Raw genomic sequence first — 25,699 nt, 5'->3', positions numbered from 1 at the left:
TCAAAACGGAATGTCTCAATGCTAAAGATTTTTAATACCCTGAGTCGTCAAAAAGAGGAATTCAAACCTATTCATGCAGGTAAGATCGGCATGTACGTGTGCGGCATTACCGTTTACGACCTGTGTCATATTGGCCACGGCAGAACGTTTGTGGCGTTTGACGTGGTAGCACGTTATCTGCGTTATCTCGGCTATTCACTCAATTATGTCCGCAATATCACCGATATTGACGACAAGATTATCAAGCGCGCCAATGAAAATGGCGAAACCGTTGAGGTGCTGACTAACCGGATGATCGGCGAAATGCACAAGGATTTTGCCGCGCTGAATATTCTGCCGCCGGATCAGGAACCGCGTGCCACGCGCCATATCAGCGAGATCATTGAGATCGTCAGTAAGCTGATCGATCGCGAGCATGCGTACGTGGCCAGCAACGGCGATGTGATGTTCTCGGTGCCAAGCGATCCGCAGTACGGCCAGTTATCCCGTCAGGATCTTGAGCAGCTGCAGGCAGGCGCGCGCGTGGAAGTTGAGCAGGACGTGAAGCGCAATCCGATGGACTTCGTGCTGTGGAAAATGTCGAAAGCCAACGAGCCAAGCTGGTCCTCTCCATGGGGCGAAGGCCGTCCTGGCTGGCACATCGAGTGTTCCGCGATGAACTGCAAACAGCTGGGCGAGCATTTTGATATCCACGGTGGCGGATCGGATCTGATGTTCCCGCACCATGAGAACGAGATTGCGCAATCCACCTGTGCTCACGAAGGTCCTTACGTCAACTACTGGATGCACTCCGGCATGGTGATGATTGACCGCGAGAAGATGTCCAAGTCATTGAATAACTTCTTTACCGTGCGTGATGTGTTGCAGCACTTCGATGCAGAAACCGTGCGTTGTTTCCTGATGTCAGGCCACTATCGCAGCCAGTTGAACTACGGCGAAGATAACCTGAAGCAGGCGCGTTCGGCGCTGGAGCGTCTTTATACCGCCATTCGCAACACCGACCGCAGCGCTGAGCCTGCCGGTGGCGAGGTGTTTGAAACGCGCTTCCGCGAAGCGATGGACGACGATTTCAACACCCCGGAAGCCTATTCCGCGCTGTTTGATATGGCGCGTGAGGTGAACCGCCTGAAAGCAGAAGATATGTCGGCGGCTAACGGCCTGGCGGCTAAACTTCGCCAGTTGGCTGGCGTGCTGGGCCTGCTGGAGCAGGATCCGGAGCTGTTCCTGCAAAACGGCGCGCAGAGCAACGATGATGAAGTGGCAGAAATTGAAGCGTTGATCAGACAGCGTCTGGATGCGCGCCGCGAGAAGAACTGGGCGCAGGCGGACATGGCGCGCGACAAACTGGTGGCGATGGGCATCGTGCTGGAAGACGGCCCGCAGGGTACCAGCTGGCGTCGCAAGTAATCGGGTGATACGGCAGTCAACACCATAAGGGGCGAAAGCCCCTTTTTGCTATCTGCAGGAGGCGTTTATGACCATTAAGCAACTCTCACTGGCGGGATTCCGCTCCATTCGCGATGTCGAACTGCCGCTCTCGCAGTTGAATGTGATTAGCGGACCGAACGGCTGTGGCAAATCGAACCTGTATAAAGCCGTGCGTCTGCTGCACGAAGCGGCGAGCGGGCGATTATCGGCCGCGCTGGCAGACGAGGGCGGTATCCAGAAAACGATGTGGGCGGGTGCGCCGAAACGGGGCGAAAACAAGCGCAACGGCAAGCGGATGGTGCTGGGCGTGGAAATGGAAGATTACGCCTATCAGCTGGAAATTGGTTTTCCCGAGCCGTTGATCAGCCTTTTTAACCTTGATCCCTTGGTCAAGGCCGAGCACATCTGGTTATCCGGTCAACGCCGTCGACCGTCCTCGCTGTTATTAGAACGCAAAAACCAGGCGGCCTTCCTGAATAATATTCAGGGCGAGCGGATAGCCTATCCTTCCTCATTACATGAAGAAGAGTCGGTTTTTTCGCAACTGTCCGATCCCCATCTTTATCCGGAAGTCTCGCAGGTGCGCGAAAATATGCGCAAGTGGCGTTTCTATCATGAATTTGCCGTCTGGCCGGGATCGCCGATTCGCGCGCCTCAGGTCGGCATCCGCGCCCCGGTGCTGGCGCATGACGGCCATAATCTGGCCGCGGCGTTTGAAACGCTGCGCGAGCGTGGGCATACCGAGTTGCTGTATTCGGTGCTGGCGGAAGCCTTTCCGGGCAGTGAATTCTTTGTGGAAGAGCAGGGTGGCCGCTTTCAGATGCTGATGCAGCGTGAAGGCATTCTGCGTCCGCTTGATGCGGCAGAACTGTCCGATGGCACGCTGCGTTTTCTGTGCCTGGTGGTCGCGCTGCTCAGCCCAAGGCCGCCGACGTTTATGGCAATCAATGAACCGGAGAACAGTCTGCATCCGGATTTGTTGCCCGCGCTGGCGTTGTTAATTGCTGAAGCAAGCCGATACAGCCAGATCTGGGTCACCAGCCACTCGTCCCAACTGGCGGAGCAAATTGGCAGGCATTGTGAGCTTCGCCATTATCAGCTGGCGCAAAGGGAAGGGGAAACGGTGGTGCTGTAGGATCAAGAGCCCCACCAGTGCGGTGGGGCAGCAGGCATTATTCGACGACTGCGATGCTGTTACCTTCAAACACCACGGTCTGACCGCTGACAATCTTGCAGCGTTTACGGGTTTCCACCACGCCATCAACGGTGACATTGCCCTCGGCAATCAGCGCTTTAGCGCGCGCGCCGCTTTCAACTAAACCTTCCAGCTTCAGCAGATCGCACAGGTCGACGTGCGGATGTTTACCTAAAGAGAAAGTGGCCATTATTCTACTGCTCCATCATCAAAAGTTTCGCAGGCGTAGAGCGTATTCTGAATCAGCGTTGCCACGGTCATCGGGCCTACGCCGCCTGGTACTGGGGTAATATAAGAAGCGCGCTCAGAGGCGGCGTCGAAGTCGACATCTCCCACCACTTTGCCGCTTTCGAGGCGGTTAATCCCCACATCAATCACTACCGCGCCCGGTTTGATCCAGTCACCCGGAATAAAGCCCGGTTTGCCCACCGCAACCACCAGCAGATCGGCATGCTCCACATGGTGGCGCAGATCTTTGGTGAAGCGGTGCGTAACGGTGGTGGTGCAGCCGGCCAGCAGCAGCTCCATGCTCATTGGACGTCCAACGATATTGGACGCACCCACCACCACGGCATTCATACCGAAGGTATCGATGTTGTAGCGTTCGAGCAGGGTAACGATGCCGCGAGGCGTACAAGGGCGCAGCTTAGGCGCACGCTGACACAGGCGGCCAACGTTATACGGGTGGAAGCCATCCACGTCTTTCGACGGCGAAATGCTTTCCAGCACCTTCACGTTATCAATGCCGGCCGGCAAAGGCAGCTGAACCAGGATCCCGTCGATTTCGCCATCGTGATTCAGCGTGTCGATCAGTTCAAGCAGCTCGGCTTCGCTGGTGGAGGCGGGCAGATCGTAGGAGCGGGAGAGGAACCCCACTTCTTCACAGGCACGGCGTTTGCTGCCGACATAAATCTGCGAGGCCGGGTTCTCACCGACCAGAACGACTGCCAGGCCTGGGACGCGTTTTCCAGCGGCCAGACGCTGCTGTACTTTTACCGCAACCTCTTGTCGCACCTGCTGCGCAATCGTTTTACCGTCAATAATCTTTGCTACCATCAGAGAGGGGATCCATCTGTGTTGAGTTAATACGGGGATTGGTGCCTATTTTGTCAGAAGCGGACGCTGCTGTCAGGCACAGTTTCAAGGCACACTGTTCAATAGTGCAGCAACAGAGCGCGTCAGCCCGATAAATCGTTGACTCAGCAGGTGCGCACCGTATAATTCGACGCAGTTCCCAATGCGCCCTTAGCTCAGTTGGATAGAGCACCGGCCTTCTAAGCCGTAGGTCACAGGTTCGAATCCTGTAGGGCGTACCATTATATTTCAATGAGTTGCAAGACTCACCCTGACTTCAAATTTTCCTTGTGGGACAGATTTGGGACAGAGGCACTATAAATCGCATCAATATGACGTGCATGCTCGGTCAAATGGTTCGGTGCCAGATGAGCATAACGCTGTACCATCTCGATACTTTCCCAACCTCCCATTTCCTGCAATGCTGACAGTGGCACTCCTGCCTGAATAAGCCAGCTCTCCCACGTATGTCGCAAGTCGTGAAAACGGAAGTCCTCTATACCCGCCCGAACAAGTGCGGCTCTCCATGCAGTATTTGAATCAACCCGCATTTTCCTTTCCTGAGGAACCTTAATTACCGGCCCTTTTTCGATCCACTTCCAGTCACGCTCCGCCGCCCGCATCAATGCTTTCATTAAAGCCAGGTGCTTCGCCTTCGTTGAAGTTGAAACCGGCTCCGGTTTATAAACCCCCATATCGATTCCCTTCTTCTGCATCCCTGCAGCCCGCTGTTTCCAGCGCTCCTCAGACTTCCTGTTATTCATCCTGCTTACAGCGGTGTAAATCTTCGCTTCGGTAATGTCCTTCAACAGAACACCCTCAAAGTGAATCAGCCAGAATCCCATCCGGCCTTTATCGGCATCCAGTGACTTTTTGTGTGCTTTCTCTTCAAGCCAGCGCATGCAGGCTTCGTCAAAAGTCACGCTGGGAAAATCACCGAGTTTCTCTATCCGCGATAGCTCAGCTTTTCTTTGGTCGTGCAATTCCATCCACACCTCACGGGCCAGAGTGCAGCGCGGTATGGTCCAGATTAAGCGGCGCTTTCCGGTCTGGCCTGCCCACTGGATAATCTCATCCATGTAGTGCTCAAAGGTTTTCTCTGCTTCAGTCATGTCACCCTCCGTTGTTTGCCTGCCCACTGATTAAGCTCATCATCTTTCCTGCACTCCGGGCAGCAGTAGCTCGCGCCCGGCTGAGATGGCTCCCCACAATTGCCATTGCGGCAAATGGGTGACGGCGGTTCCGCCTACTGCCTGTTAGCCAAAGCGATAGTCCTTTCCAGTTCTTCAAGCTCAGCGGGCTGGTCTGTTATGTCTGCATGCATGAGGTGGCTCCTGAATTTAGAAAACAAAAAACCGCCCGAAGGCGGTCACATTAATCAAAAATATGTATTACGGATTACGATATTGTTCATAGGTGCGTGGTTTGGGATCGGTGGCAGTACGATACTGTTCAATGCTTTCTTTGCGTTGCTTAAGGTACATCAATGTCTCATTGAGCTGATTTTGCTCATCAATAGGCATAGTGAAAACACCAGAATCATTCTTTGATTTAATCTTATCCATGATTTCAATGGCTAAACCAATCATCTCGCTATCGGTCAAAATCTCGTTTCGATACACTTCACAGCGGTTTTCGAGATCGTCAACTTTGCTTTCTAATTCCCCGACCTGATTGAAATAGCCTTCAATCTGTGACTGCGCATCGCTCAGCGCTACGTCCGCATTAATAGCGAGCTCTTTCAATTCGTTGACTTTTTCAATTGCTTGACTAGCAAGTTGTTCAGCTGTATCAGACATGATTAATTCCTTTTCAGTTTAGTAGTTTATCGTATTGACTCAGGAAAAATAGTAACCGAAAACTAATCATTTTCAAAGCAAAATACTGTATATAAATACAGTGTTTGTGTCATAAACTTGGCTAGGATTTTGCTAGCAGACCCACACCGCGAGCAGTTAAGAAGCGGATGCCCATCCGTTTAGCCATCTGACGAATTGATTCACATGAGCGGTTTATTTTTCGGGCGATTATTTTAGGAGGTAGAGAAGAGGCCATTCTCTCTCCGGCTCTAATCCAATGTCAGGGGATATGCTCTGTTTCGAGCTTTAAGGCGAAAGGGCGGCAGGCAAGATAATAGGGCAGTTAAGGGAAGGGCATTCAGTTCCGACTCTTGCCATCACATAGTTAATGTGATGAGTAAAGATACCTTATATTAAACCCGCCACCAGGCGGGTTTTTGCTTTCTGGGAGCAAGCTTTAGGTAAGCTAGGCCACTTCCTGAAAGCAAAGAAGTAGAGCGAGATGTAGTGGATCACTGGAATTGAAAGAACCAGAGCCATTGGCCATCCTAAGTCTGCTTTCCTAACCATTCTCTGGCATGGGAAGAAGGAGATTATTCACATGATGATGAACAGGTTGTTGTGTGTTTCCCCCATATTATCTCTCCTTAGATTGTTGTTACGAGCCCTCTCTGGTGGGCCTTTTTTAATCTATGGGCATCCTTGCCCAACCAGTCTTTAATCAAAAGAACAATAGCCACCTTTATGATGTGAGCCAGTTCCACCATGTGGATGCTGTCCTTTTGGGCATGCTAAAGCTGACGCAGACATGATGCCGAGGATTGATACCAGAAGGATTGCTGTAACTTTTTTCATTGTGTTCCTGTTAGTAATTTTGCCAGTTGGGAAAACCCCACAGTTAATATACTCTTAAGTTTAACAATAGGAATCCTGATAAAAGATCAGCCTTTATGCGTTTTTTTGCAGCATGGTCATATTAGGATTTCTCCTCCTACAACACGGGGGAATGCAATGAAGTGGATTTCTGTAGGAGATGCAATGCCAGAAACCAGATCCCAGTTTCAGACGGTGATTGTGGCAACTGAGAAGGGAGTAGGCGCGGCAAATTACAACTTAATCAATGGCTTCTATTCATATGAATAGAAGTCCTCTTCATCCTGATATGCGGAACGACGTGCCAGCTCATAGAATGGCCTGACCTTCCACGAAGACAATCGGCCAATAATATAACGGCTAAAAAATTACAAAAAAAAGCCCGCATGGCGGCGGGCTCAACTTATTTTAGCACAGGGGTGGATCTAATAAGTTCAACGATGAATATCGTTGATATAACCATAGTAGTGCCATGCTAAACTGTAAATCACAGGCGAAAAAAAACCGACACTATGGTCGGCTCCTGAAGTTCAGAATCACAAAGAAATTCGCGTACAAATAATCACGGATGCGAAAGATATCAGCTAAAAATCTTTAGAAAGCTAGCAGTTTTTATCGTGACGATAAGTATCATTTCAACATGCCCTTGCTCAAATTTGAGCCATAAAAAACCCGGCCGTGGAGCCGGGAATTGGAACAGTTTTACTCTTGCACTACACAAGCAGTAATCCGCATGTGTAGAATTTTTAGCCTACTATGCATGAACAGGAATGACTCCAGGCATGTTCCTATGTCATCCAAGTTCGGAGTTTTCTGGTGTAGGTATGGTTTAGGAATTGATTATTGACTGGATCTAAATGGCATAGAGGGAATAATGCTGGATGAGCTAAATGTGATCGGCAAAGTAACCTTTCACACCCGACGCGTTTACGAGGGGCGCCGGCCGACAATCTGATGGGACCAGATTGGGTTTGTACCCTTTACCAAGCCTTTGCATACTTTGGCATCATGAAGCGCGTACCATACTCTCTTCTGTTTCTTCTTTTAGTATCTCCCTGTCGGTTTACTTTCAGAATATCCCTGCTTTAAGATCTAATGCCAACCAGTCCACCTCACCGTACATGTCCATATTAAACCTTATTATTTCAGTACGCGCGGGCATATCTTGCAGTGCTAACGTTTTATTCAATGTTAAGCCGTCCCTTACTGGTCCGTTATCAGCTTAATAACCAAGGCTTTTCATGGTTTATTCCCCTGTCTCCGATGGCACAGGTAAAAATACCTGGTGCCCCAGCTGCTGATGCCATTAGTTTGCGTAAACCGCGTTACTTAATGTTTACCGGGTTAAAGTAGTAAGCCAAACCAATAAGACGCATCCTTTGTTATATTCACAACCAGAGATACTTAGACACGGAAGAAATTTTATTCACATTGCCAATGGTAATGGTATCGGGTTCACTTTTTGCCGCTGATACACAGGAAGGATATTACGGTTGCGTGAAATAATTGCTGGGCAAGCAGCACGCTGACGATATGGACAATGGCAGTCGACCAGGTGTGGGAGATGTTGTTAGCGGCACAGAGAATGCGCATCCTGGCGATGCATCGCTTGCTGCAGGTTATCATTAAAAACATTCAAATTTAATCAACTCATTGCAAAAGTAACCAAAAATAAATATAGCCTAAAGTGCTGCGCATAGCATCTCGCTTACAGGCTATTAACAAAAGCATCCATCTCATCCCCATCTGAGAATCGATATTTTCATCCGCTTAAGATAAAAACGCGCTTTTTATTTATCGAACGCCTTAGCTATCGTCATTTAACGGCTTTTATGGTGGGTATGTATTCCCTGAGGAAACATTGCTTTACACATTTCTTTACATCGGGCTTAAGGGCCTTTCCTTGTGCTTTTTTGATTAATAATACCCTTTAATCGCCAGGTTGACGAAGAATGCAGTTTTAGACAGAATTACTCTCGTCAAATAAGTTCTCAAATTCGTCCTCTGGAAATAATCACTCTCCAAATAGGGGACGAAGTAAAAGATGAACTAATTGTTTATTTTGCCTTTGTCGTTAATTTAAATGTTGAGTTCTAAAAACATCACTTATCTTGGTTAAGTATTTTCATTCCTTTATTAAATCATTAAGGACTTGTAAGTATGAAAAAAAATATTATTGCATCATTGATTCCTGCACTCGCAATTTTTTCCTTCTCAACGTTGGCCGCAGTAGATCCGGTAACCGTTGATGGCGGCAAGATCAACTTTACCGGTTCTGTGGTTGCTGCACCTTGTGCAGTGGACAACGTCACAGACGGTCAGACGGTGAAACTTGGACAGGTTCCTACCAACCGTCTTGCGTCAAAAGGAGACTCGAGCTCCGCTGTTCCTTTCACCATTAAACTTACCGGCTGTGACCTGAGCGGTATCGAAAAGAGCGATCCGAAAACGACAGCCAGTTATACCAGTGCGTCCATCATCTTTAACGGTGCGACCACTGGGGAAGCTACCACACTGGCTATCCAGCCTGCTTCCAACGGCGCGGGCGATACCACGACCGCGGCACAAAACGTCGGTATCCAGATATTACAGAATAACAAAGCGGTGAATGTGAACGGCAGTACTGCCACAGATGTCCAGCGCATTCTGGCTGGCACCAACGAAATTCCATTCAGTGCGGTTTACGTTGCTACCGCTGATGGTGTTGTTGCAGGCTCCGCTAACTCCACGGTTAATTTCCAGGTTAGCTACGAGTAATTAATTTTATGCCGCCTGCGTAGTTTTTTAACTACTGCGCGGGCATTTTTTCAATGACTTTTTTACAGGGCATCCCATGTTTAATTATCATTTAAGAAATATTTTGTGTGCTGTTGTTATGTCTACCTCTTGCTTGATTCCTTCTCTTGCCAGTGCGGGCGGAATTACGCTGGGCGGCACGAGGGTCATTTATCCGGCGGGTCAGAAACAAGTCACTATGTCGGTACGTAATACCGCCGATCGGGCCAGCTTTATGGTGCAGTCATGGGTTGAACAACCGGACGGGCAGAAGAGCCAGGATTTTGTCGTTACCCCGCCAATTTACGTCAGCGGTCCGGGTAATGAGAACACCTTGCGTCTGATGTATGTCGGCAAACCAATCCGTCAGGATCAAGAAAGTCTTTATTACTTCAATACCAAATCTATCCCCTCTATGGATAAAAAAGAGATTGAGAATAAAAACATCCTGATGCTCGCCGCCATCACGCGCATCAAGCTTTTTGTTCGTCCGGCAGGCCTGAAGCCAGATGTGGCCAAGGCGCCTGAATCATTGACCTTTTCACGCATAAATGGACAGCTGCGCATTGATAATCCCACGCCGTATCACATCACGCTGGCCAAAATGAAAGTCGGCAATCAGACACTGCCCGATTCGATGGTCAGTCCTAAAGGCACTCTCTCTCTGCCACTCGTGGCCAGTGCTGGGAAAAGTATTACGTTCAGAACCATCAATGATTTCGGTGCCGCCACACCAGAAATGCGTGCAGAAATAAAATAGCGCTCTTTTTCCGACAGGCGTTTACAGGCAGAAATACAGGTATTCAGATGCAAATATCACATAATAAAAAAACAGTCAGCACCCTGAATTCTCCAGTTCGTCTTCCGATGTCCATCATGACATTACTGATGGGAGCCGCTTTGTTTCCATCATCAGGGCATGCTGAGCTCTATTTTGCCCCTGAACTGATCTCTTCCGATCCGGCGATGGTGGCCGATCTGACGCGTTTGCAAAATGCAGGTAATCAGCTTCCGGGCGCCTATGAAGTGGATATTTACCTTAACGGTACCCGCGTTAACGAGCGCAGCCTGATGTTTATTGATGCGCCAGACGCCAGGAACAAAAGAGAAGTGCGTGATAGCACCGGGCTAATGGCTTGTCTGAATCGCAGTGAACTGGAAGAGCTTGGCGTAGACGTTCGGCAAATTCCGGCCGACGTTGGCGACACCTGTATTTCTCCGGGAGAATTTATACCCGGCGCCTTTACCTCTTTCGATTTTCAGCGCCAGCGACTGGAGATCAGCGTACCGCAAGCCGCGTTGCGTACCCGCGCCCAAGGATATATTTCGCCGGAACGCTGGGACGAAGGTATTAATGCGGCAATGATGAATTACAGCTTCAGCGGCAGTAACAACCGCGGGCGCTATGGTGACAGCCGCAACACCTATCTGAATCTTAAGGGCGGCATCAACGTGGGGCCATGGCGTTTGCGCGACTACCGCACGTGGAATGAGTACAGCAGTGACCGCTATAACTACCGCAAGTGGCAGCACGTCTATACCTATGCCCAACGTGCCATCATTCCCTTGCGCAGCAACCTGATGCTGGGGGACGGCACGTCGGATGGCGATATCTTTGATTCTCTCGCCTTCAGAGGTGTGCAAATTGCCACGGATGACAGCATGTATCCGGATAGTATGCGGGGATTCGCGCCGGTTATCAGAGGGATGGCCAATACTAACGCCCGCGTTAATATCCGGCAGAACGGCTATACGGTGTATCAGACGTTTGTTGCGCCTGGTGCATTTGCCATTGACGACCTTTTCCCGGTCTATTCCAGCGGCGATCTTGAAGTCACCGTGACTGAGGCCGATGGCAGCGTTCGGGTATTTACCGTGCCGTATTCGTCGGTACCCGTTTTGCAGCGCGAAGGGCGGATGAAATACAGCCTGACGGCGGGTCAGTACCGTTCATCAAGCGACAGTTATAACAGCCCAGTGTTTGTGCAGGCCACGCTTATCAGCGGCTTACCGCATAACATGACTGGCTACGGCGGTATGCAGTACGCCGAAAATTATCTGTCGGGCTTATTAGGTCTGGGATTCAACCTCGGTTATCTGGGGGCGATCTCGGCGGATATTACCCAGGCCAACAGCACGCTGGCCGATGGTAATCAATATCAGGGACGTTCGTTACGCTTTCTCTATGCGCGCTCCCTTAATACTTTGGGAACCAGTTTCCAGCTAACCGGCTATCGCTATTCGACCGAAGGTTTCCATACGCTGGATGAAACGGCGCTAAAGGGCATGAAAGGCTGGCGATATGAGGCTGACACCGTCGCGGCCGACGGCAGCTTGGTGAAGCAGCCTTACACCGATTATTACAATCTCTATAACAACAAGCGGGCAAAAATCCAGGCCAGCGTATCCCAGCGAGCGGGCGATCATGGCTCTTTATTCCTGTCTGGCGTAAGGCAGACATACTGGAACACTGACGGCCATTACGACTCTCTACAGATGGGGTTTAACGGGGCGATGGGGCAGGTGAACTACGGTGTGACCTATAGCTACAGCCGACAGACAGGTCAGGCCGATGCGGATAATTCACTATTTTTCTCGATGTCATTGCCGATTAGCACCTTGTTTGGTGGCAAAAGTGCCCCGCACTCAGCTTATGCCACCTACAGCGCCGGCAGAAACCAGCAGGGAGATATCTCCCATCAGGCCGGCCTGAGCGGCACGGCACTGAAAGATAACAACCTGAACTGGAGTCTCAGCCAGGGGATGACGCGCAATGAAGGCAATAGCGGCAGCCTGAGCACCTCCTATCGTGGCGGGTATGGCAGCACCAATCTTGGCTATAGCTACAGTGACAGTTATAAGCAGACCAGCTATGGCGTCAGCGGAGGGGTGCTTTTACACAATGAAGGCGTGACGCTGGGGCAATCACTTGGTGAAACCAGCGTGCTGGTTGCCATGCCAGGGGTAGCCAATGCCAAAGTGGAAAATGAAACCGGCGTCAAAACCGACTGGCGGGGTTATGCCCTGCGGCCTTACGCCTCCGCTTATCGTGAGAATCGTATCGCCATCGATACCGGCTCACTGGATGATCAAACCGATATGGATTCTACGGTAACCCGCGTGGTGCCTACCCGTGGTGCCGTGGTGAAGGCCGGATTTAAAGGCCATTCAGGTAGCCGGGTTCTGATGACCCTGACCAGCGCAGGCAAACCGCTTCCGTTCGGCACTATCGTCAAGGCTGGCGAGCGTGGCGGGATAGTTGGGGATGGTGGGCAGGTTTATCTGTCAGGCATGCCGGATAAGGGAACAGTCATCGCACAGTGGGGAGTCGATAAACAGTGCGTTGGCGATTATCGTCTGCCGTCAGCAACAAAGGAACAGCGCGATCCGGTGATCAGAATTAACAGTAACTGCAAATGATAAATCAGGACAGTAGCCAAGCCATCGCGCAAAAAGCGCAATCAATAATCCAGATAAGAGGATAAAACATGAAAACTCGCGGAAAGGGTGTCCTTACTCAACTTTCTCACTCGGCATTACTTCTGATTGCGGTTGGAATGGGAAATGCTTATGCGGCAACAGATACGGCGATTATCACTATTACCGGGAAAGTGGTTGCGAACACTTGCACTATGAGCAGTGGCTCTGCAACACAGACAGTCACGCTTAATGATATTGCTGACCGGGACATTCGCGGTAAAGGGGTCACCGGCGGTGATAAAAATATCAGTATCGTGCTGAAAGATTGCGGCACCGCCGCATCTGCCGTGAAGGTGAGCGCCTGGGGGAGTGCTGACAGCGAGGATAACCAGGCTTTCGGCAACGCTATTGCTAAAAGTGACGGCGGTGCGGATGGCGTCGCACTCTATTTTTATCAGACCAATGGAACGACTAAATACAACCCCGATGGCAGTGTGACAGAAACCAGCAACCTGACACCCTCCGCGGACAATACCCTGAATTACAAAGCATCTTATGTAGGTACAAAAGATACCGTGGCTGCGGGGAGTTTCATGACCGTGGTGAACATGAATTTTGAGTATTTGTAGAAATAAATAACCCATCGGGAGTCTGTAGAAGCAATAACAAGTGGCTCCCAGGAATTAATAGTGTAGAAAATACAGAGGATGGGATACCTCCGTACTACAAAAGAGTAAGAAGAATAAATGATGAATTTCAGAAATCACAGTGAGGCCAGGCAGTGCTCAAAACGCCTGTCAGGGCTGTTGTACGTCGTTGCGTTTAGTGCAGTTATACCTTGTGAAGCAATGACTATACAGGCATCAAGTATTGTTGAGATCCCAATAACTGGCTTAAAACTTTATAACAAGGGGGAGTACCCAGTTATTGACAAAAAGGTGGGCTTCACGCGTCTGATACTAATACCTAATGGACGTAACCCAGGGATAATTGGTTACGGTGATGTCGTGATCACAACCACTCAAGGCTCTTTCAGTGCAAAACTACCGTTATGCCAGGATGCCGATCAGTGGCAGTGCTGGGATAACTCCGCCTATTGGGTGAATGTACCCACCTTTGATGGGCAGGCAGTGGAAGGTGGAACCAATCCGGTGATTACGGGATTATCACTTACAGGAAGATTACAAAATATATCTCAAAAAGATACGTCGATAAATATTAAAATAGTCGCTTCGGATGAGAATAATTGGGGGAATTCGCAGTTGGGATTTAGCAGTATTGGCGGCGCGACCTTACCCGCTGCTTCAGTTTGTGCCCTGGATGTAAATACGACGGCCGATCTCGGCAATCTTACAACGGGGCAAGCGAAAAAAAACATACTGGTCAGCTCAAATGCATCTGGAAATGGCAAGGTGACATTTAGGCCAGGCGAACATGATAGCAACAGTGGCTTAATTAAAAACACTGGCGGGGGAACGCTAAAGTATTCCGTTATGGATACCTCCTCATCTAATCTGTGGAATGCGGCTGATGGGCAGTGGCAAGGTGAACTCACCAACGACTATTATCTGCAGTTGGAGAGTGTCCCTGATACCACATACCCTGGCCTTTATGAAGGCATCATGACCACAACGCTTTCATGTGAGTAAAGACTCAAGGGGAGCGGCAGGTTTTTGATTTCATACTAAGCAACAGCAGCCCGCCGTATTCGCAGGCGATACTAATTTATAAATTATGCATGATTGGCGATACAAAATCCTGAGTATGTATTTATTTCTGCATTATATTCTATCTTTGAAGGTTTCGAGATATTTTGGTTAGCGAAATAACTTCTGGTTAGCCGCAGGGGTATTTCGATTTTCATTTATCCGAAATTAATGAAGGTGAAGTATGTCTCAGTGCTTGCTCAGGAACCACAACCGGATCATTACTGCTTTATCATGCTACAGCACCGTTGCAGCGCCTGATGAAGTGGTCAGAGGAAAACGGCACTATTTTTTGAATAAAGAGAATTGCCAGAGAGTATTTTTTATCACTGAAGGCGATTTCCTTTTACGTACGATTAATGAGAATAAAATTCTCAGCATTGTGTCTGCTCCCTATGTCATTGGCGCAACGCCGGCCTTGGAACCCACACCACTTTTTCTTGAGCGTATTGATTACGGCATAATAAAAACAATTGATTACGATCAGTTCTGGCGGGTGATCAATTATAATAATTCGCATGCGGATGTGATGAATATCATCGCAGGACATTATACCGATCTAATGAACTATCTTATGGTGAGCAGAGCTGACGCCCGTGAACAGGTCATCGCGCTTTTGAATATGTGGAAAAACCTCCCAATGCGTTTGAAGAATAGATACTCCGTCTTATATCTGCTATCAAACAGCTCACATTTATCAAAAAGCACGATATGCCGTATATTGAAGGATCTGAAAGAAGAAGGGGAGATAGAGCTTGAAAATGGGCGATTTGTCGCAGAGATGGTGTAACGATTAGTGTTGAGTTGATTTTTTTCAGTTTAATCTGTTTATTTATAAATAGCCTTCTTCAGTGTTATAACACGGCAGGGATCCGAGAGAATCACAAATTTTCCGATGTTAATTATTTTGATGTGATTGGGCGTCGCTATGGGAAGTTGTTTAATTTAGGGTAATGCCAGATTGAAATCGCATCATACACTCTTCCCCTTTAACAATAACAATGAACTCACCGAAATGGTGACGGATTATATTGTGCTCTATATGCACCATGACGATAAAGTCAGCGTGTTGGTTATCTGTGACGAATAAACCTAGCCCCGCAACACAACACTGCGGGGCTACGCGCTATTTGCGATTAAGAATGCGCAGGAAGTCGTTTTTATTGGAAATCAGCGACAACGCATTGGAAATGATTTCATCACTGAAAATCGACGCAACGTCTTTCAACACATCAATGTGTTCTTTCTCTTTAGCAATCACGCCGATGGCGATAAACATCACGTTGCTTCTGTCCCAGATCACCCCGTCGGGGAACTGAAAGATTTCCACGCCGGTTTTCAGGATGATGCCCGTTTGCGATTTCGGTAAGTGGGGCAGGGTAATTCCGTTGCCAAGGAAGGTAGAGACCTGATGCTCCCTTTCATTCAGGAAAGCGATACAGTCCTGGCTGACATAACCCTTGGCCTTAAACTCTTTCCCCACCATCGCTAAAACATCGGCCTTATTTTTTGCCTGACATCCCAGATGAAGATTCTCTACGGTAATCGTATCTATCATTGCCCGTCTCCTTTCATTTTCCAAAGTGTGAAGGTATCAATTACCCGCAGACAGCTCTTCTTCAAGTTGTTCCAACGATTTATTGGATGTTTCTGGCAAAGCGATTATCACAAAGGCGATGGCCAGATAGTTGATGACGGCAAAAATCAGAAACACCGGTCCAAGGCCAAGTTTAGCCTCCAGCACCGGGAACAGGTAGCTGACGATGGCATTCATCACCCACATAAAGAACACCGAAATACCCATCGAAAGGCCGCGGATTTTCAGCGGGAAGAGTTCAGCCAGCACCACCCAGGTCAGGAAGCCCATCGTACCTTGCATCACGCCCACAAAGAGTGCGCCCAGCAGCCAGATAGTGGTTGCCTTCATATCGCCGGTCAGATAATAGTCCGCCGCAGCGATTAACAGGTGCAGCGTTGCCATCAGGGCGAAACCCGACACGATCAGCGTTTTGCGTTTAAAGCGATCCACCAGATACAGCACGCCAAACAGCATACCGCCAACTGAGAATACCCCGTTCAGCACGTTACAGATTAACGATGTTCTTTCCGAGAAGCCGGCCGTTTTAAGGATTTCCGTGCCGTAATACATGATGACGTTAACGCCGGTGGTTTGCTGAATCGCAGCCCAGGCAATGCCCACCAGCAGCAGTTTCAGGATCCATGGCGTCTTAAAGATAATCTCCATGGCACCACGGGTATGCAGCTTCTTTTCTTTTTCAATCTCCATCAGCGTGATGATGTCTTCGTACTCTTTTACCGCACGCGCTTCGGGACGGATCTGTTTCAGGATCACCAGCGCTTCTTCGCGACGGCCTTTACTGATCAGCCAACGCGGGCTCTCAGGTGAACGCCACATCCCCACCAGCAGTAATACTGACGGTATCGCCTGCACCATTAACATATAGCGCCAGACTTCCGGCAGGTGTCCCCACATGAAACCAATGGCCGCATTGATGGCAAAGGCGGCCAGCTGTCCAATCACGATCGCCACCTCATTCAGCCCGGTCAGCTTGCCGCGCATTTCGGTCGGGGCCACTTCGGAAATAAAGGTGGGGGCAGTGACCGAGGCGCCGCCTACCGCATAACCGAGGATGAATCTGGCCAGCAGAAGAGTGGTGACGTTAGGAGCCATGGCGGAGCAGATCGCCCCGATAAAGAAGATAAAGGAGAGCCAGAGTAAATATTTTCGACGCCCAAAGAAGTCAGCGAGCTTTCCCCCACAGACGCTGCCGATGGCGGCACCGATCAGCAGCACGCTCATTACCAGGCCTTCGGTGGTCGGCGTCAGGGCCATATTCTCTTTCAGTGAAGAGAACGCCCCGTTAATGACGCCGGTGTCATAACCAAACAGCAAACCGCCAAACGTAGCAACCAGCGCAATCTGATGTAATCGTTTTCTCTGATGTTGATTAAGGTGCATCGCCAAAGACATATTTCTACCTTTTATTTGATTATCCGTTTAAAGCCGGAACGGTTAAAAACCCATGATGGCTTCATCTCTGTTCTCATCTGATGACAACAAAGGGTGCCAATGGCTGACTGGGGACCCGTTTCTGGCTATCCAACGGTGAGGTACTCACCGAGCGATATCGTCAAAGAAGATAGCATTATGTTTGAAATAAAAATTCTACTTACGTCACACTGCGATTGATTGATTTCGTTACTGGCGGTTTTTGGTATTTCTGTTCGATTTGTCTATTTCAGATCAAATGCGCAACTTTATGATTTTTATTGAATTTATGTTTGATGATAATGACGTCTGCAAATTCCCCTCAAACCCGCTCAACTCTGGAACGCATGATTAGTACATTTCTTAAGCAATTTATGTTCATTTTGTGATTACTTTGGAAGAAAAATTCCATTGAAAAAGTAGGTGTTTTCTTACCGGGTTAATGAAGCGGAGACCTGAAATTTTGGCAAAAAAAAACCATCCGCTGGATGGCTTGTCGTTGCTGGAACCGGGATTAAACCGGTCTTGGTGAGAACTGACCAATCACCTCTTCGGCAACGTCATGCTCAATGGGCTGATTATGCGCGATCAGGTAGCGCTTTTCCCCCAGGCTGAACAACGTTAAGTCATAAGGCTCATCGTCGAAGGTCAGGGTTGCCGGGAAGCCTGGGCCGCCCTCATATTGCTGGAAGCTGACTAAGTCACCCCCGGTACCGGTCAAAATTAAGATGTCATACGTCATGGCTTGGATCCCTGCAATGCGGTGTAAAGTCGGCACCAGTATACCGCGCCAGGCATAAAAGGGGAGAGCCTGCCCCATTGCTGAGGCAGGCAGAAAGCAGATTAGAAGCTGTAGTTGGCGGTAACCGAGACGTTACGTGGCTCGCCGTAAACGGTGTTTCTGCCGACGTCGATGTTGTAGCTCTTGTCGAACAGGTTGTTCAGGTTCGCCTGCACCGACAGTTGCTTAGTCACGCGGTAGCGGCTGAACAGATCCACCAGCGCATAGCTGCCTTGCTCGGCGTAAATCGTGCTGGCACCGTCTGGACCGTCAACATGATCCCAGGTGTGAGTCTGCCAGTTGATGCCGCCACCTACCGTCAGATCCTGCAGCATCGGCAGGCGATAGCTGGTGAACAGTTTCAGCGAGGTGCGCGGTTGGGTCGGATTCAATGCCTGATCCTCGCCGTCTTTCGCCACATAACGGGTAGCACCGAAGGTCATTTGCAGATTGTCGGTCACCGCACCATTGATTTCGAACTCGACGCCTTTACTGACCGTGCCATCCTGCTCGTAGTAAGCGTAATCGCTGGTGCCTGGGATAATCGCGTAATCTGTTGTGCCAAGGTGATCCTGCTCGATACGGAAGACCGCCAGCGACGCCGTTACGCGGCTGTTCATCCAGTCGCCTTTAATCCCGGTCTCGTAGCTTTTCCCGGTCACCGGCGCAAGGTAAGCGCCACTGGCGTTGCGGTAGGTCTGCGGCTTAAAGATCGAGGTATAGCTGGCGTAAGCAGACCAGGTATCGTTGATGTCATACACCAGGCCGGCATACGGCGTGATGTTGTTCTTCTCGGTATTCTCGGTCAGCGTGTCTGCGCTGTATTTGGTGTAGCGCGCGCCGAGGATCAGGTGCAGCGGATCGGCCAGCGAAATGCGTGTTGCCATATAGGCTGACTTCTGATGAATGGTGTTGTCTTCCGACAGGGCCTGATCGTCCCAGTCCGGTTCCGGATAATTGCCCCAGTTGTTGAAGTCGCCGACATCGGCTGACGTCAGGTTGGTGAAGGCGCTGAAATAACGATCGTTCTGGCGGATATAACTCACGCCGGCCATCAGCTCATGTTGACGACCCAACAGCTCGTAAGGTCCGCTGACATAGGCATCAAGCGCATTTTCTTTCCGTTTGGCGCTGTTATAACCGGTGCCGCCTAACAGGTCGTAACCCGCATAAGGACCGACGCCGATACCGGTATTTTTATCAAAGTAGCCGTCGATATACAGCGCTTTACTGTCCATCGTCGCTTCGGTGTGGCTGCCGCTCAGGTTAAATTCCCAACCGTTATTGAAGCTCTGCTTCAGGCTGGCGAAGACCTTTTTCGAGTCGCTGTCGTTATACGCCCAGTCTGGCGCGGTATTGGTGCTGCGATCGTAATGGGTTCTGCTGCCATCCAGATAGTAAGTTGGCAAACCGCCCCAGGTGTTGCCCGAGATATGGTTTTCCTGGTAGTCATACCCGACGGAAAGGGTGGTGGAGTCGGTCAGATCCGCATCCACTATGCCGTAGAGGAATTTCTTCTGGCTGTGATAGCGATCCAGCCAGCTGTCACCGTCCTGGTAGCCGGCCACAATGCGGCCGCGGACGTTACCTGACTCGGTCAGCGGCGCAGATAAATCGGCGACATAGCGTTGATTGTCCCAGGTGCCGTAGCTGGCCGAGACGTTGCCGACAAATTCTTTGCTGTCCGCATGCTTGTGCACCATGTTGACCGAGGCCGCCGGGCTGCCGGCACCGGTCATCAGACCGGTTGCGCCGCGAACCACTTCGACCCGATCATAAATCGCGGTATCAGAGAGGGTATCACCGATATTCCAGCGCGGATCGACCAGCACCGGAACGCCATCAACCTGATAGTTATCGATCATAAATCCGCGCGAATAGAAATTGCTGCGGTTCGCGCCGGAGTTAAATTCAGAGATGCCGGTGGTGTTTTTCAGCACATCGTTCAGCGTTTCCAGCTTTTGATCTTCCATACGCTGTTTGGTGATCACGCTTATCGACTGCGGCGTATCACGGGCGGTCAGGGCCAGTTTCGTGGCCGCGCGGGTGACGGGGACGTTGTAGTCGGTGTCTGCGGTGTTGCTGCTGTCATCCGTGGCGGCATTGACCACCAGGTTTTGTTCTTTCTGCGCCGTTTCTGCGGCGGAAACCGGCAACGCAGAGGCAATCAGCACGGCAAGCAGTGATAAAGACGGCGTGGAAACGGGGGTGAATCTGGATCCGCTGGCGCGAGTTCCCTGGGAAGAGCAAGGAGCAAAGGACATTATTTACCCTCAAAATGATTTTATTATTTTTACTTCGCACAATGCAGAGCAAGAAAATTCCTGAACGCACCAAAAAACGAATGAGAAGTATAATCATTTTGATTGGCAATGCAAAAGAATGTGTTGAACCATTTCGAAGTGTTGCGGTCGCGGATTTTCTTACAGAACGACCAGCCTGCGACCGACAACAATCGTGGTCAGTACAATGGTCGCGAAGGCCAGCAGATGCAGGATCAAATCCGGCATAACCAGATGAACTGGATGGCACAGTGTCAGCATCACTAAGGCCATGCACGCCGTACCGGCGCCGGCTGCAGCCAGACTTTTTACCGGATAAATTGCCCGCGTCTGACGCAGATAGCCAATCATAATTGCCGCCATCGGCACGCTGACTACCAGCATAAACAGGTAGCAATTGGTGCCTTCACCCTGGCCATGAATCGGGGAAACGCTGCGCATATTGAACAGAATACTGCCGAGCCACAACACCGCCAGCGGCACAAACCATTTCCAGCTCAACGGTCGGCGACCGGCAATGCTGGTCAGAAAGGCATTACGGATCGCCAGGGTTCCGGCGATAAACGCCAGCACCAGCTGAAAAATCGCCCATCCCATCCCAGGCTGAGACCAGTCGGTCAGGCTGCGGTGCACCAGCAAACTGGCCGCTGCGCCGCAGGGCAGGGCCATCACTATCGCGGCGACCACGCGCCACCCGGTGGGTGCCGTCCTTTTTACCGGCGCCGCGCTGCGGCTGAGTTTTTCAATTAAGGCATTATGATCGGTCATGCTTTGCTCCAAAACGGCGAAGATTGGTCAATGCGCGATGCAAAAGTGACTTTACGGCCGGAACCGTCAAATTATTCTGCGTGGCGGCTTCCGCCAGGGTCATCTCCCGCAGATGGACATGCTCAACGATTTGCCGCTGTCGGGATGAGAGTTGATTCAGATACAGGCTCAGCTCTTCCCGCGCTTCCGGCCGCTCAGGCTCGACAAAAGACGTCGACGGGTAGGTGGCGGCGGCGTCTTCTTCCTCCACTTCCCAGTGACGCTGGCGGCCGCGTCGGCGAAGCGCATCCACCGATCGCGCCTGGGTAATGGCCATCAGCCACGGCAAAAACGGGCAGGCGGGATCGTAGGTATGGCGGACGCGGTGAATGGCCAGCAGAACATCCTGAATCACGTCTTCAACCAGCACCGCATCGTCAACGTGCTTATGCACCAGGGTGCGGATCACCGGCACCAGCTCGGTCAGCAGGCGAGTGTAGGCCTGCTGTTTTCCAGCCTGAGCTTGCGCCATCAATTCTGGCCATTCATCACGTTGCGTACCGGATTTAACCATCCACCGCCTTTCTTTCACGTCCTGCTTTGATCACGCTTTTTTGCCGCTCGCCTGGTTAAGGGCATTCACCACGATCGACGGGGTCAATACCTGCGGCAACACCTTCGGTGCACTGCCATCAGCCGGATACACCACGTACAGCGGCAGACCGCCCTGGCCGAATTCGTTCATCGCATCATCAATGTCGGGGTTAAATTTCGTCGAGTCGGCAACCATATATACCGTACCGGTGCGCAGCAGCGCCTCTTTCACCGCCGTGGTGGAAAGCGTGGTGCGCTGGTTTACCTGACAAGTAATACACCAGGATGCGGTGAAGTCCACCATGATCGCTTTACCGTGCCCGCGCGTCTCGGCAACGGTTTGTGGCGACCATTTCACCTGGGTAACGGCTGCGGCGGTTTGTCCATCAGGCAGCGGGGCGCCAGGCTGGATAATGCCGGTCACCGGCGCTATCACTGCCACCAGCAATGCGGCGGTAACGGCATACAGCAGCTTGTGCGATTTTTCACGAAAACGTCGTTTCTGCGCGATGCCGTAAAGCCAGCCGGCAAAACCGAGCAGCACCGAGCAGGCGAGGATCGTCGCCAGTGCGCCGGTACCGGCCTGTTGCGCCAGCACCCACACCAGCCAGGCGTAAGCACCGAACATCGGGAAGGCGAGGCCGTGTTTAAGCACATCCATCCACGCGCCAGGACGAGGCAGGCGTTTTGCCAGCTGCGGGAACAGTGACACCAGCGTAAAGGGTGCGGCGAACCCCAACGCCAGCGAGAAAAATATCGCCAGCGAGACGGCCGGCGGCTGCACCAGCGCATAGCCAATCGCACTGGCCATAAACGGCGCGGAACATGGCGTGGCAACCACGATCGACAGCACACCGGTCAGCGCCGAACGCACTAACGCACTGCGACCGACTTCGATTTCGCCCGCGCGCTGCAACGAAAGCCCGACTTCAAAGACGCCAAGAAGATTCAGCGCCGCACCCAAAATAATCAGCGCCAGGATGGCAATCACCAGCGGCGACTGGAGTTGAAAACCCCAGCCCACCGCATCACCGGTGGCCCGCGCCGCCAGCAGGATGCCCGCCAGCGCCATCATGGTGACGACCACGCCCGCCAGGAAGGCCAGTCCCTCGGCGCGTGCCGCCGACGAACTGCCCTGATGACGCAGCAAACCCAGCGCCTTCAGGGAGATCACCGGAAACACGCACGGCATAAAGTTGAGGATAATGCCGCCTAAAAAGGCGGACAAAATAGCAGTTAACATAACGGGCCTCAGCAGGCTAAAGGGTGACCGGCAAACTCAGATCAGGAATGCGAAGCAGAATATTGTTTCACCGCGTCCATGGCTTTCTGAATATGGGTATCCGGGTTGCGGTCGGTGAAGCTCAGCAGGATCTTGCCGTCTGGCGCGATGACATATGAGGTACGGTCAGAGACGGTTTTGCCTTTGATCTGCATGGTGGTCTGGTATTCGCTGGCCACTTTCGCGCCTGGGTCGGCGGCTACGGTGAATTTATCGCGGCATTCCAGTTTTGAGAATTCGCCAATCTGCTCGGTATTGCCGGCGGTCACGCCAACCACGCTGGCACCGAGCTTTTTAAAGCCATCGGTCGCTTCGGCAAAGTCATGAGCTTCAATGGTACAGCCTTTGCTGAAGGCCACCGGGAAGAAGTAAAGCACGACCGGGCCTTTTGCCAATGCCTGCTGCAGCGAGAAGGTCAGCGGCTTGCCCGCCAGTGCGCCCTGAAGTTTAAAGTCCGGGGCCTGCGCGCCGACCGGCAGTGCGGCGTAAGCGTTGAGGGCAGGCATCGCGAGGCTCATAACAGCAGCGGCGGTCACAGAACAGAGAAGTTTTTTTGTACGGTTCATGTCGGGCTCCAACAGGGTTACAGGAAGTGCGTTGATAAACAGTTCGCTGTCACGCTGCGGAAAGTTTCGCGGAGGGAAAAATAAATCGCGGTTTTATGTATAAAAACGGGCGGAGGGGAACCTGCGCCGACGCAAGCCTGGCGCAAGTTCCGTTTTCAAGGGGCAGAACGCGGGGTTACAGCGGTTTTTTGGCCGTCTCTTTCGCCGCCAACACCGCCAGCAAGGTGACAATCAGCGCCACCGAGACATAACAGGATACCGCTAACGTGGTGCTGAACTCGGTAAACAGCGTGGTAATGATCAGCGGCGCGAAGCCGCCGCCAACAATTCCCGACAGCGTATAGGCTAACGAAGAGCCTGCGTAGCGCACGCGGGTCGGGAATTGCTCGGTAACAAACGCCGCCTGCGGGCCATACATGATGGCGTGAACCTGCAGGCCACCGATAACCGCCAGGCAGATCAGCACCGGATGGGCGCTGTCGAGCAGCATAAAGAACACGAAGGACCAGGCGATCGCCAGCACCGCGCCCATGATGTACACCGGGCGACGTCCCCACCGATCGGACAGCGCGCCAAACATCGGTACGGTGATGGCGTTGCCCAGCGCCCCGAGCATGGTCGCCATCAGCGCCACCGGACGCGGCAGGTGCAGCACGGTCGTAACATAGGTCAGCGTAAACACCACCACCAACGCATACAGCACATCTGAGCCGATGCGGGCACCGCCCGCCACCAGCAGCGGACGCAGATGGTGAGTAAACACCTCTTTGACCGGCGTGTGGGTGGTATTTTTCGCTTTTTCTAACGCCAGGAACGCGGGCGTTTCACCAACGCCACGGCGCAGCCATAAGCCAAAAATCACCAGCAGCAGGCTGAGTACGAACGGAATACGCCAACCCCATTGCTGGAAGTCTTCTGGCGACAGGAACACCGTCACCAGCGTGATCAATCCGGTGCCAATCAGCGTGCCACAGGACGGTCCAACCTGAGCGAATGACGCGTTGCGGCCACGCTGTTCCGGTTTGCCATGCTCCATCGACAGCAACACCGCACCCGCCCATTCGCCGCCCAGCGCGATGCCCTGAATAAAGCGCAGGCTGACCAGCAGCAGCGGACTCCAGATCCCCCAACTGGCGTAGCCCGGCAGCAGGCCCATCAGCGCGGTGGTGACGCCCATGATCACCAGCGTGGTCACCAGCACGAACTTACGCCCCAGCACATCGCCCAAATGACCGAAGATCATGCCGCCAACCGGGCGCGAGACATAGCCGACCGCATAGGTTGAGAAGGCCAGAATGGTGCCCACCAGCGGGTCAAACGACGGGAAAAAGACGTGGTTGAAAATCAGCGCGGCCATGATGTTGTAGACGGTAAAGTCATACCATTCCAGCGCGGTGCCGATTGAACTGGCCGCCGCCAGACGACCGGTTTTGGGCGGCGTCTGTTCAGCGCTGGCAGTTTTTGGCCGCAGGGTATCAGTAGATGACACACTCATGATTTCACCTCCTGCGCGGTCAACTGCCAGCCGAGCGCGTAATGCATGACGTCATTGTGGCGAAGTGCCAGCGTATCACAGGCCTGGGACGCCAGCCTTTGCGAGGCTTCAGCGCTGCTGGATTCAATCAGCATCATCGGCAGAAGCTGCCGGTTGTCAGGGGATTCTTTCGGCAGCGGTGTGCTGAGCGTCGCGTCCGGCGTTAACAGGCTGGAATGAATGAAGCCAGGCTGCGCGAACAGCGTTTCACCCAGTTGGGCAATGTTGCTTTCCGCGATGCCCGCGGCCAGGGTCAAAATGGCGAGATGGCTGCCAGAGCCCAGGCCAACCTGGGCGCTGATGGTGCACACCCGGCGCATCGGTGACTGCATTTTTTGCAGACAGGCCTGCGACCAGGCCGTTTGTTGCGTGAAGGCCGCGTGATACGCCGGGGAAGTGAAGCTTTCCAGCGAGTCGGTTTTATACAGGCCAAGATATTTGCGTCCGCCTTGCAGCGACTGATAGCGCGTACCAGAGCGAAAACCTTCAATTCTTACGCGTTCTTCAACGTGTTCGCGATCGTACCAGTGGTTAAAATCCGCTTCATCCTGTGCGGCGACGTCGGTGGCGACAAAAAGCATGCCCTGATTTTTTGGAGAAGTCATCATTAGTCCTGCCGTTTTCAGTGTCATG

21 protein-coding genes, 1 tRNA gene and 1 pseudogene are annotated in these 25,699 nt (G+C 51.7%); 9 read left to right on the top strand and 14 right to left on the bottom strand.

What is annotated here, in order from left to right; genetic code table 11:
- The first annotated feature begins 18 nt into the window (after positions 1–18).
- Both cysS and AC0IXH_RS11570 read left to right on the top strand, forming a co-directional pair.
- A complete protein-coding gene (gene cysS, locus AC0IXH_RS11575) occupies positions 19–1,407 on the top strand; it encodes a cysteine--tRNA ligase (protein WP_134823628.1) in 1,389 nt (462 codons plus the stop codon).
- A gap of 67 nt (positions 1,408–1,474) precedes the next feature.
- On the top strand, positions 1,475–2,563 hold the full coding sequence (locus AC0IXH_RS11570; protein ID WP_471720449.1) for an AAA family ATPase: 1,089 nt from the start codon (positions 1,475–1,477) through the stop codon (positions 2,561–2,563).
- A gap of 37 nt (positions 2,564–2,600) precedes the next feature.
- Here the strand turns inward: AC0IXH_RS11570 and ybcJ are convergent, their stop codons facing one another.
- Together ybcJ and folD are read right to left on the bottom strand one after the other, a co-directional pair.
- A complete protein-coding gene (gene ybcJ / locus AC0IXH_RS11565; protein ID WP_151038039.1) occupies positions 2,601–2,813 on the bottom strand; it encodes a ribosome-associated protein YbcJ in 213 nt (70 codons plus the stop codon).
- A complete protein-coding gene (gene folD / locus AC0IXH_RS11560; RefSeq protein ID WP_013201156.1) occupies positions 2,813–3,679 on the bottom strand; it encodes a bifunctional methylenetetrahydrofolate dehydrogenase/methenyltetrahydrofolate cyclohydrolase FolD in 867 nt (288 codons plus the stop codon). Before folD ends, ybcJ begins: the two co-directional genes overlap by 1 nt.
- Before the next feature lie 183 nt (positions 3,680–3,862).
- Here folD and AC0IXH_RS11555 point away from each other — a divergent pair.
- Positions 3,863–3,939: transfer RNA gene (locus AC0IXH_RS11555), tRNA-Arg, on the top strand.
- Between the two features lie 24 nt (positions 3,940–3,963).
- Here AC0IXH_RS11555 and AC0IXH_RS11550 read toward each other — a convergent pair.
- Both AC0IXH_RS11550 and AC0IXH_RS11545 read right to left on the bottom strand, forming a co-directional pair.
- Positions 3,964–4,683, bottom strand: a pseudogene (locus AC0IXH_RS11550) (site-specific integrase); the annotation flags it as partial.
- 405 nt (positions 4,684–5,088) lie between these two features.
- A complete protein-coding gene (locus AC0IXH_RS11545; protein ID WP_013201158.1) occupies positions 5,089–5,496 on the bottom strand; it encodes a hypothetical protein in 408 nt (135 codons plus the stop codon).
- Between the two features lie 3,033 nt (positions 5,497–8,529).
- Here AC0IXH_RS11545 and AC0IXH_RS11540 point away from each other — a divergent pair.
- The 6 genes from AC0IXH_RS11540 (at position 8,530) to AC0IXH_RS11515 (ending at position 15,060) form a co-directional block, all read left to right on the top strand.
- A complete protein-coding gene (locus AC0IXH_RS11540; RefSeq protein ID WP_134823630.1) occupies positions 8,530–9,126 on the top strand; it encodes a fimbrial protein in 597 nt (198 codons plus the stop codon).
- A 76-nt stretch (positions 9,127–9,202) separates the two neighbouring features.
- Positions 9,203–9,904 carry a fimbria/pilus periplasmic chaperone gene (locus AC0IXH_RS11535; protein WP_134823631.1) on the top strand — a complete coding sequence of 234 codons (702 nt, stop codon included), beginning with the start codon at positions 9,203–9,205 and terminating at the stop codon, positions 9,902–9,904.
- 47 nt (positions 9,905–9,951) lie between these two features.
- Positions 9,952–12,564 carry a fimbria/pilus outer membrane usher protein gene (locus AC0IXH_RS11530; protein WP_013201161.1) on the top strand — a complete coding sequence of 871 codons (2,613 nt, stop codon included), beginning with the start codon at positions 9,952–9,954 and terminating at the stop codon, positions 12,562–12,564.
- 68 nt (positions 12,565–12,632) lie between these two features.
- Positions 12,633–13,193, top strand: a complete 561-nt coding sequence (locus AC0IXH_RS11525) for a fimbrial protein (protein ID WP_013201162.1) — start codon at positions 12,633–12,635, stop codon at positions 13,191–13,193.
- Positions 13,194–13,310: 117 nt separating this feature from the next.
- Positions 13,311–14,213: a hypothetical protein gene (locus AC0IXH_RS11520; RefSeq protein WP_346595105.1), complete on the top strand. Its 903-nt coding sequence runs from the start codon at positions 13,311–13,313 to the stop codon at positions 14,211–14,213.
- A gap of 241 nt (positions 14,214–14,454) precedes the next feature.
- Positions 14,455–15,060: a cyclic nucleotide-binding domain-containing protein gene (locus tag AC0IXH_RS11515; RefSeq protein ID WP_013201164.1), complete on the top strand. Its 606-nt coding sequence runs from the start codon at positions 14,455–14,457 to the stop codon at positions 15,058–15,060.
- Between the two features lie 336 nt (positions 15,061–15,396).
- Here the strand turns inward: AC0IXH_RS11515 and AC0IXH_RS11510 are convergent, their stop codons facing one another.
- The 10 genes from AC0IXH_RS11510 to AC0IXH_RS11465 form a co-directional block, all read right to left on the bottom strand.
- Entirely contained in the window at positions 15,397–15,828 is a 432-nt protein-coding gene (locus AC0IXH_RS11510) for a PTS mannitol transporter subunit IIA (protein ID WP_013201165.1), read from the bottom strand.
- A gap of 36 nt (positions 15,829–15,864) precedes the next feature.
- Positions 15,865–17,262 (bottom strand): sugar porter family MFS transporter, encoded by a 1,398-nt coding sequence (locus tag AC0IXH_RS11505; protein WP_013201166.1) that lies wholly within the window; start codon positions 17,260–17,262, stop codon positions 15,865–15,867.
- A gap of 532 nt (positions 17,263–17,794) precedes the next feature.
- Positions 17,795–18,022 (bottom strand): hypothetical protein, encoded by a 228-nt coding sequence (locus AC0IXH_RS11500; RefSeq protein ID WP_134823634.1) that lies wholly within the window; start codon positions 18,020–18,022, stop codon positions 17,795–17,797.
- A 101-nt stretch (positions 18,023–18,123) separates the two neighbouring features.
- Positions 18,124–20,325, bottom strand: coding sequence for a ferric-rhodotorulic acid/ferric-coprogen receptor FhuE (gene fhuE / locus AC0IXH_RS11495; protein WP_455916323.1), 2,202 nt, complete (start codon positions 20,323–20,325; stop codon positions 18,124–18,126).
- Between the two features lie 159 nt (positions 20,326–20,484).
- Positions 20,485–21,111: a DUF1109 domain-containing protein gene (locus tag AC0IXH_RS11490; protein WP_041691935.1), complete on the bottom strand. Its 627-nt coding sequence runs from the start codon at positions 21,109–21,111 to the stop codon at positions 20,485–20,487.
- Complete coding sequence (locus tag AC0IXH_RS11485; protein WP_471720448.1) at positions 21,098–21,664, bottom strand: sigma-70 family RNA polymerase sigma factor; 567 nt, start codon at positions 21,662–21,664, stop codon at positions 21,098–21,100. Before AC0IXH_RS11485 ends, AC0IXH_RS11490 begins: the two co-directional genes overlap by 14 nt.
- Positions 21,665–21,694: 30 nt before the next feature.
- Entirely contained in the window at positions 21,695–22,927 is a 1,233-nt protein-coding gene (locus AC0IXH_RS11480; protein WP_471720447.1) for a protein-disulfide reductase DsbD family protein, read from the bottom strand.
- A gap of 41 nt (positions 22,928–22,968) precedes the next feature.
- Entirely contained in the window at positions 22,969–23,532 is a 564-nt protein-coding gene (locus AC0IXH_RS11475) for a peroxiredoxin (protein ID WP_053146398.1), read from the bottom strand.
- 175 nt (positions 23,533–23,707) lie between these two features.
- Positions 23,708–25,027 carry an MFS transporter gene (locus tag AC0IXH_RS11470; RefSeq protein ID WP_346565785.1) on the bottom strand — a complete coding sequence of 440 codons (1,320 nt, stop codon included), beginning with the start codon at positions 25,025–25,027 and terminating at the stop codon, positions 23,708–23,710.
- The gene (locus AC0IXH_RS11465) at positions 25,024–25,671 is read right to left on the bottom strand and encodes a hypothetical protein (RefSeq protein WP_346565786.1); all 648 of its coding nucleotides are present in this window, start codon (positions 25,669–25,671) and stop codon (positions 25,024–25,026) included. Before AC0IXH_RS11465 ends, AC0IXH_RS11470 begins: the two co-directional genes overlap by 4 nt.
- Positions 25,672–25,699: the final 28 nt, after the last annotated feature.

Source organism: Erwinia sp. AC075 (assembly GCF_979253995.1).
Note: the sequence above shows the minus strand (reverse complement) of the source record. Positions and strands in the feature narration are given on the sequence as shown.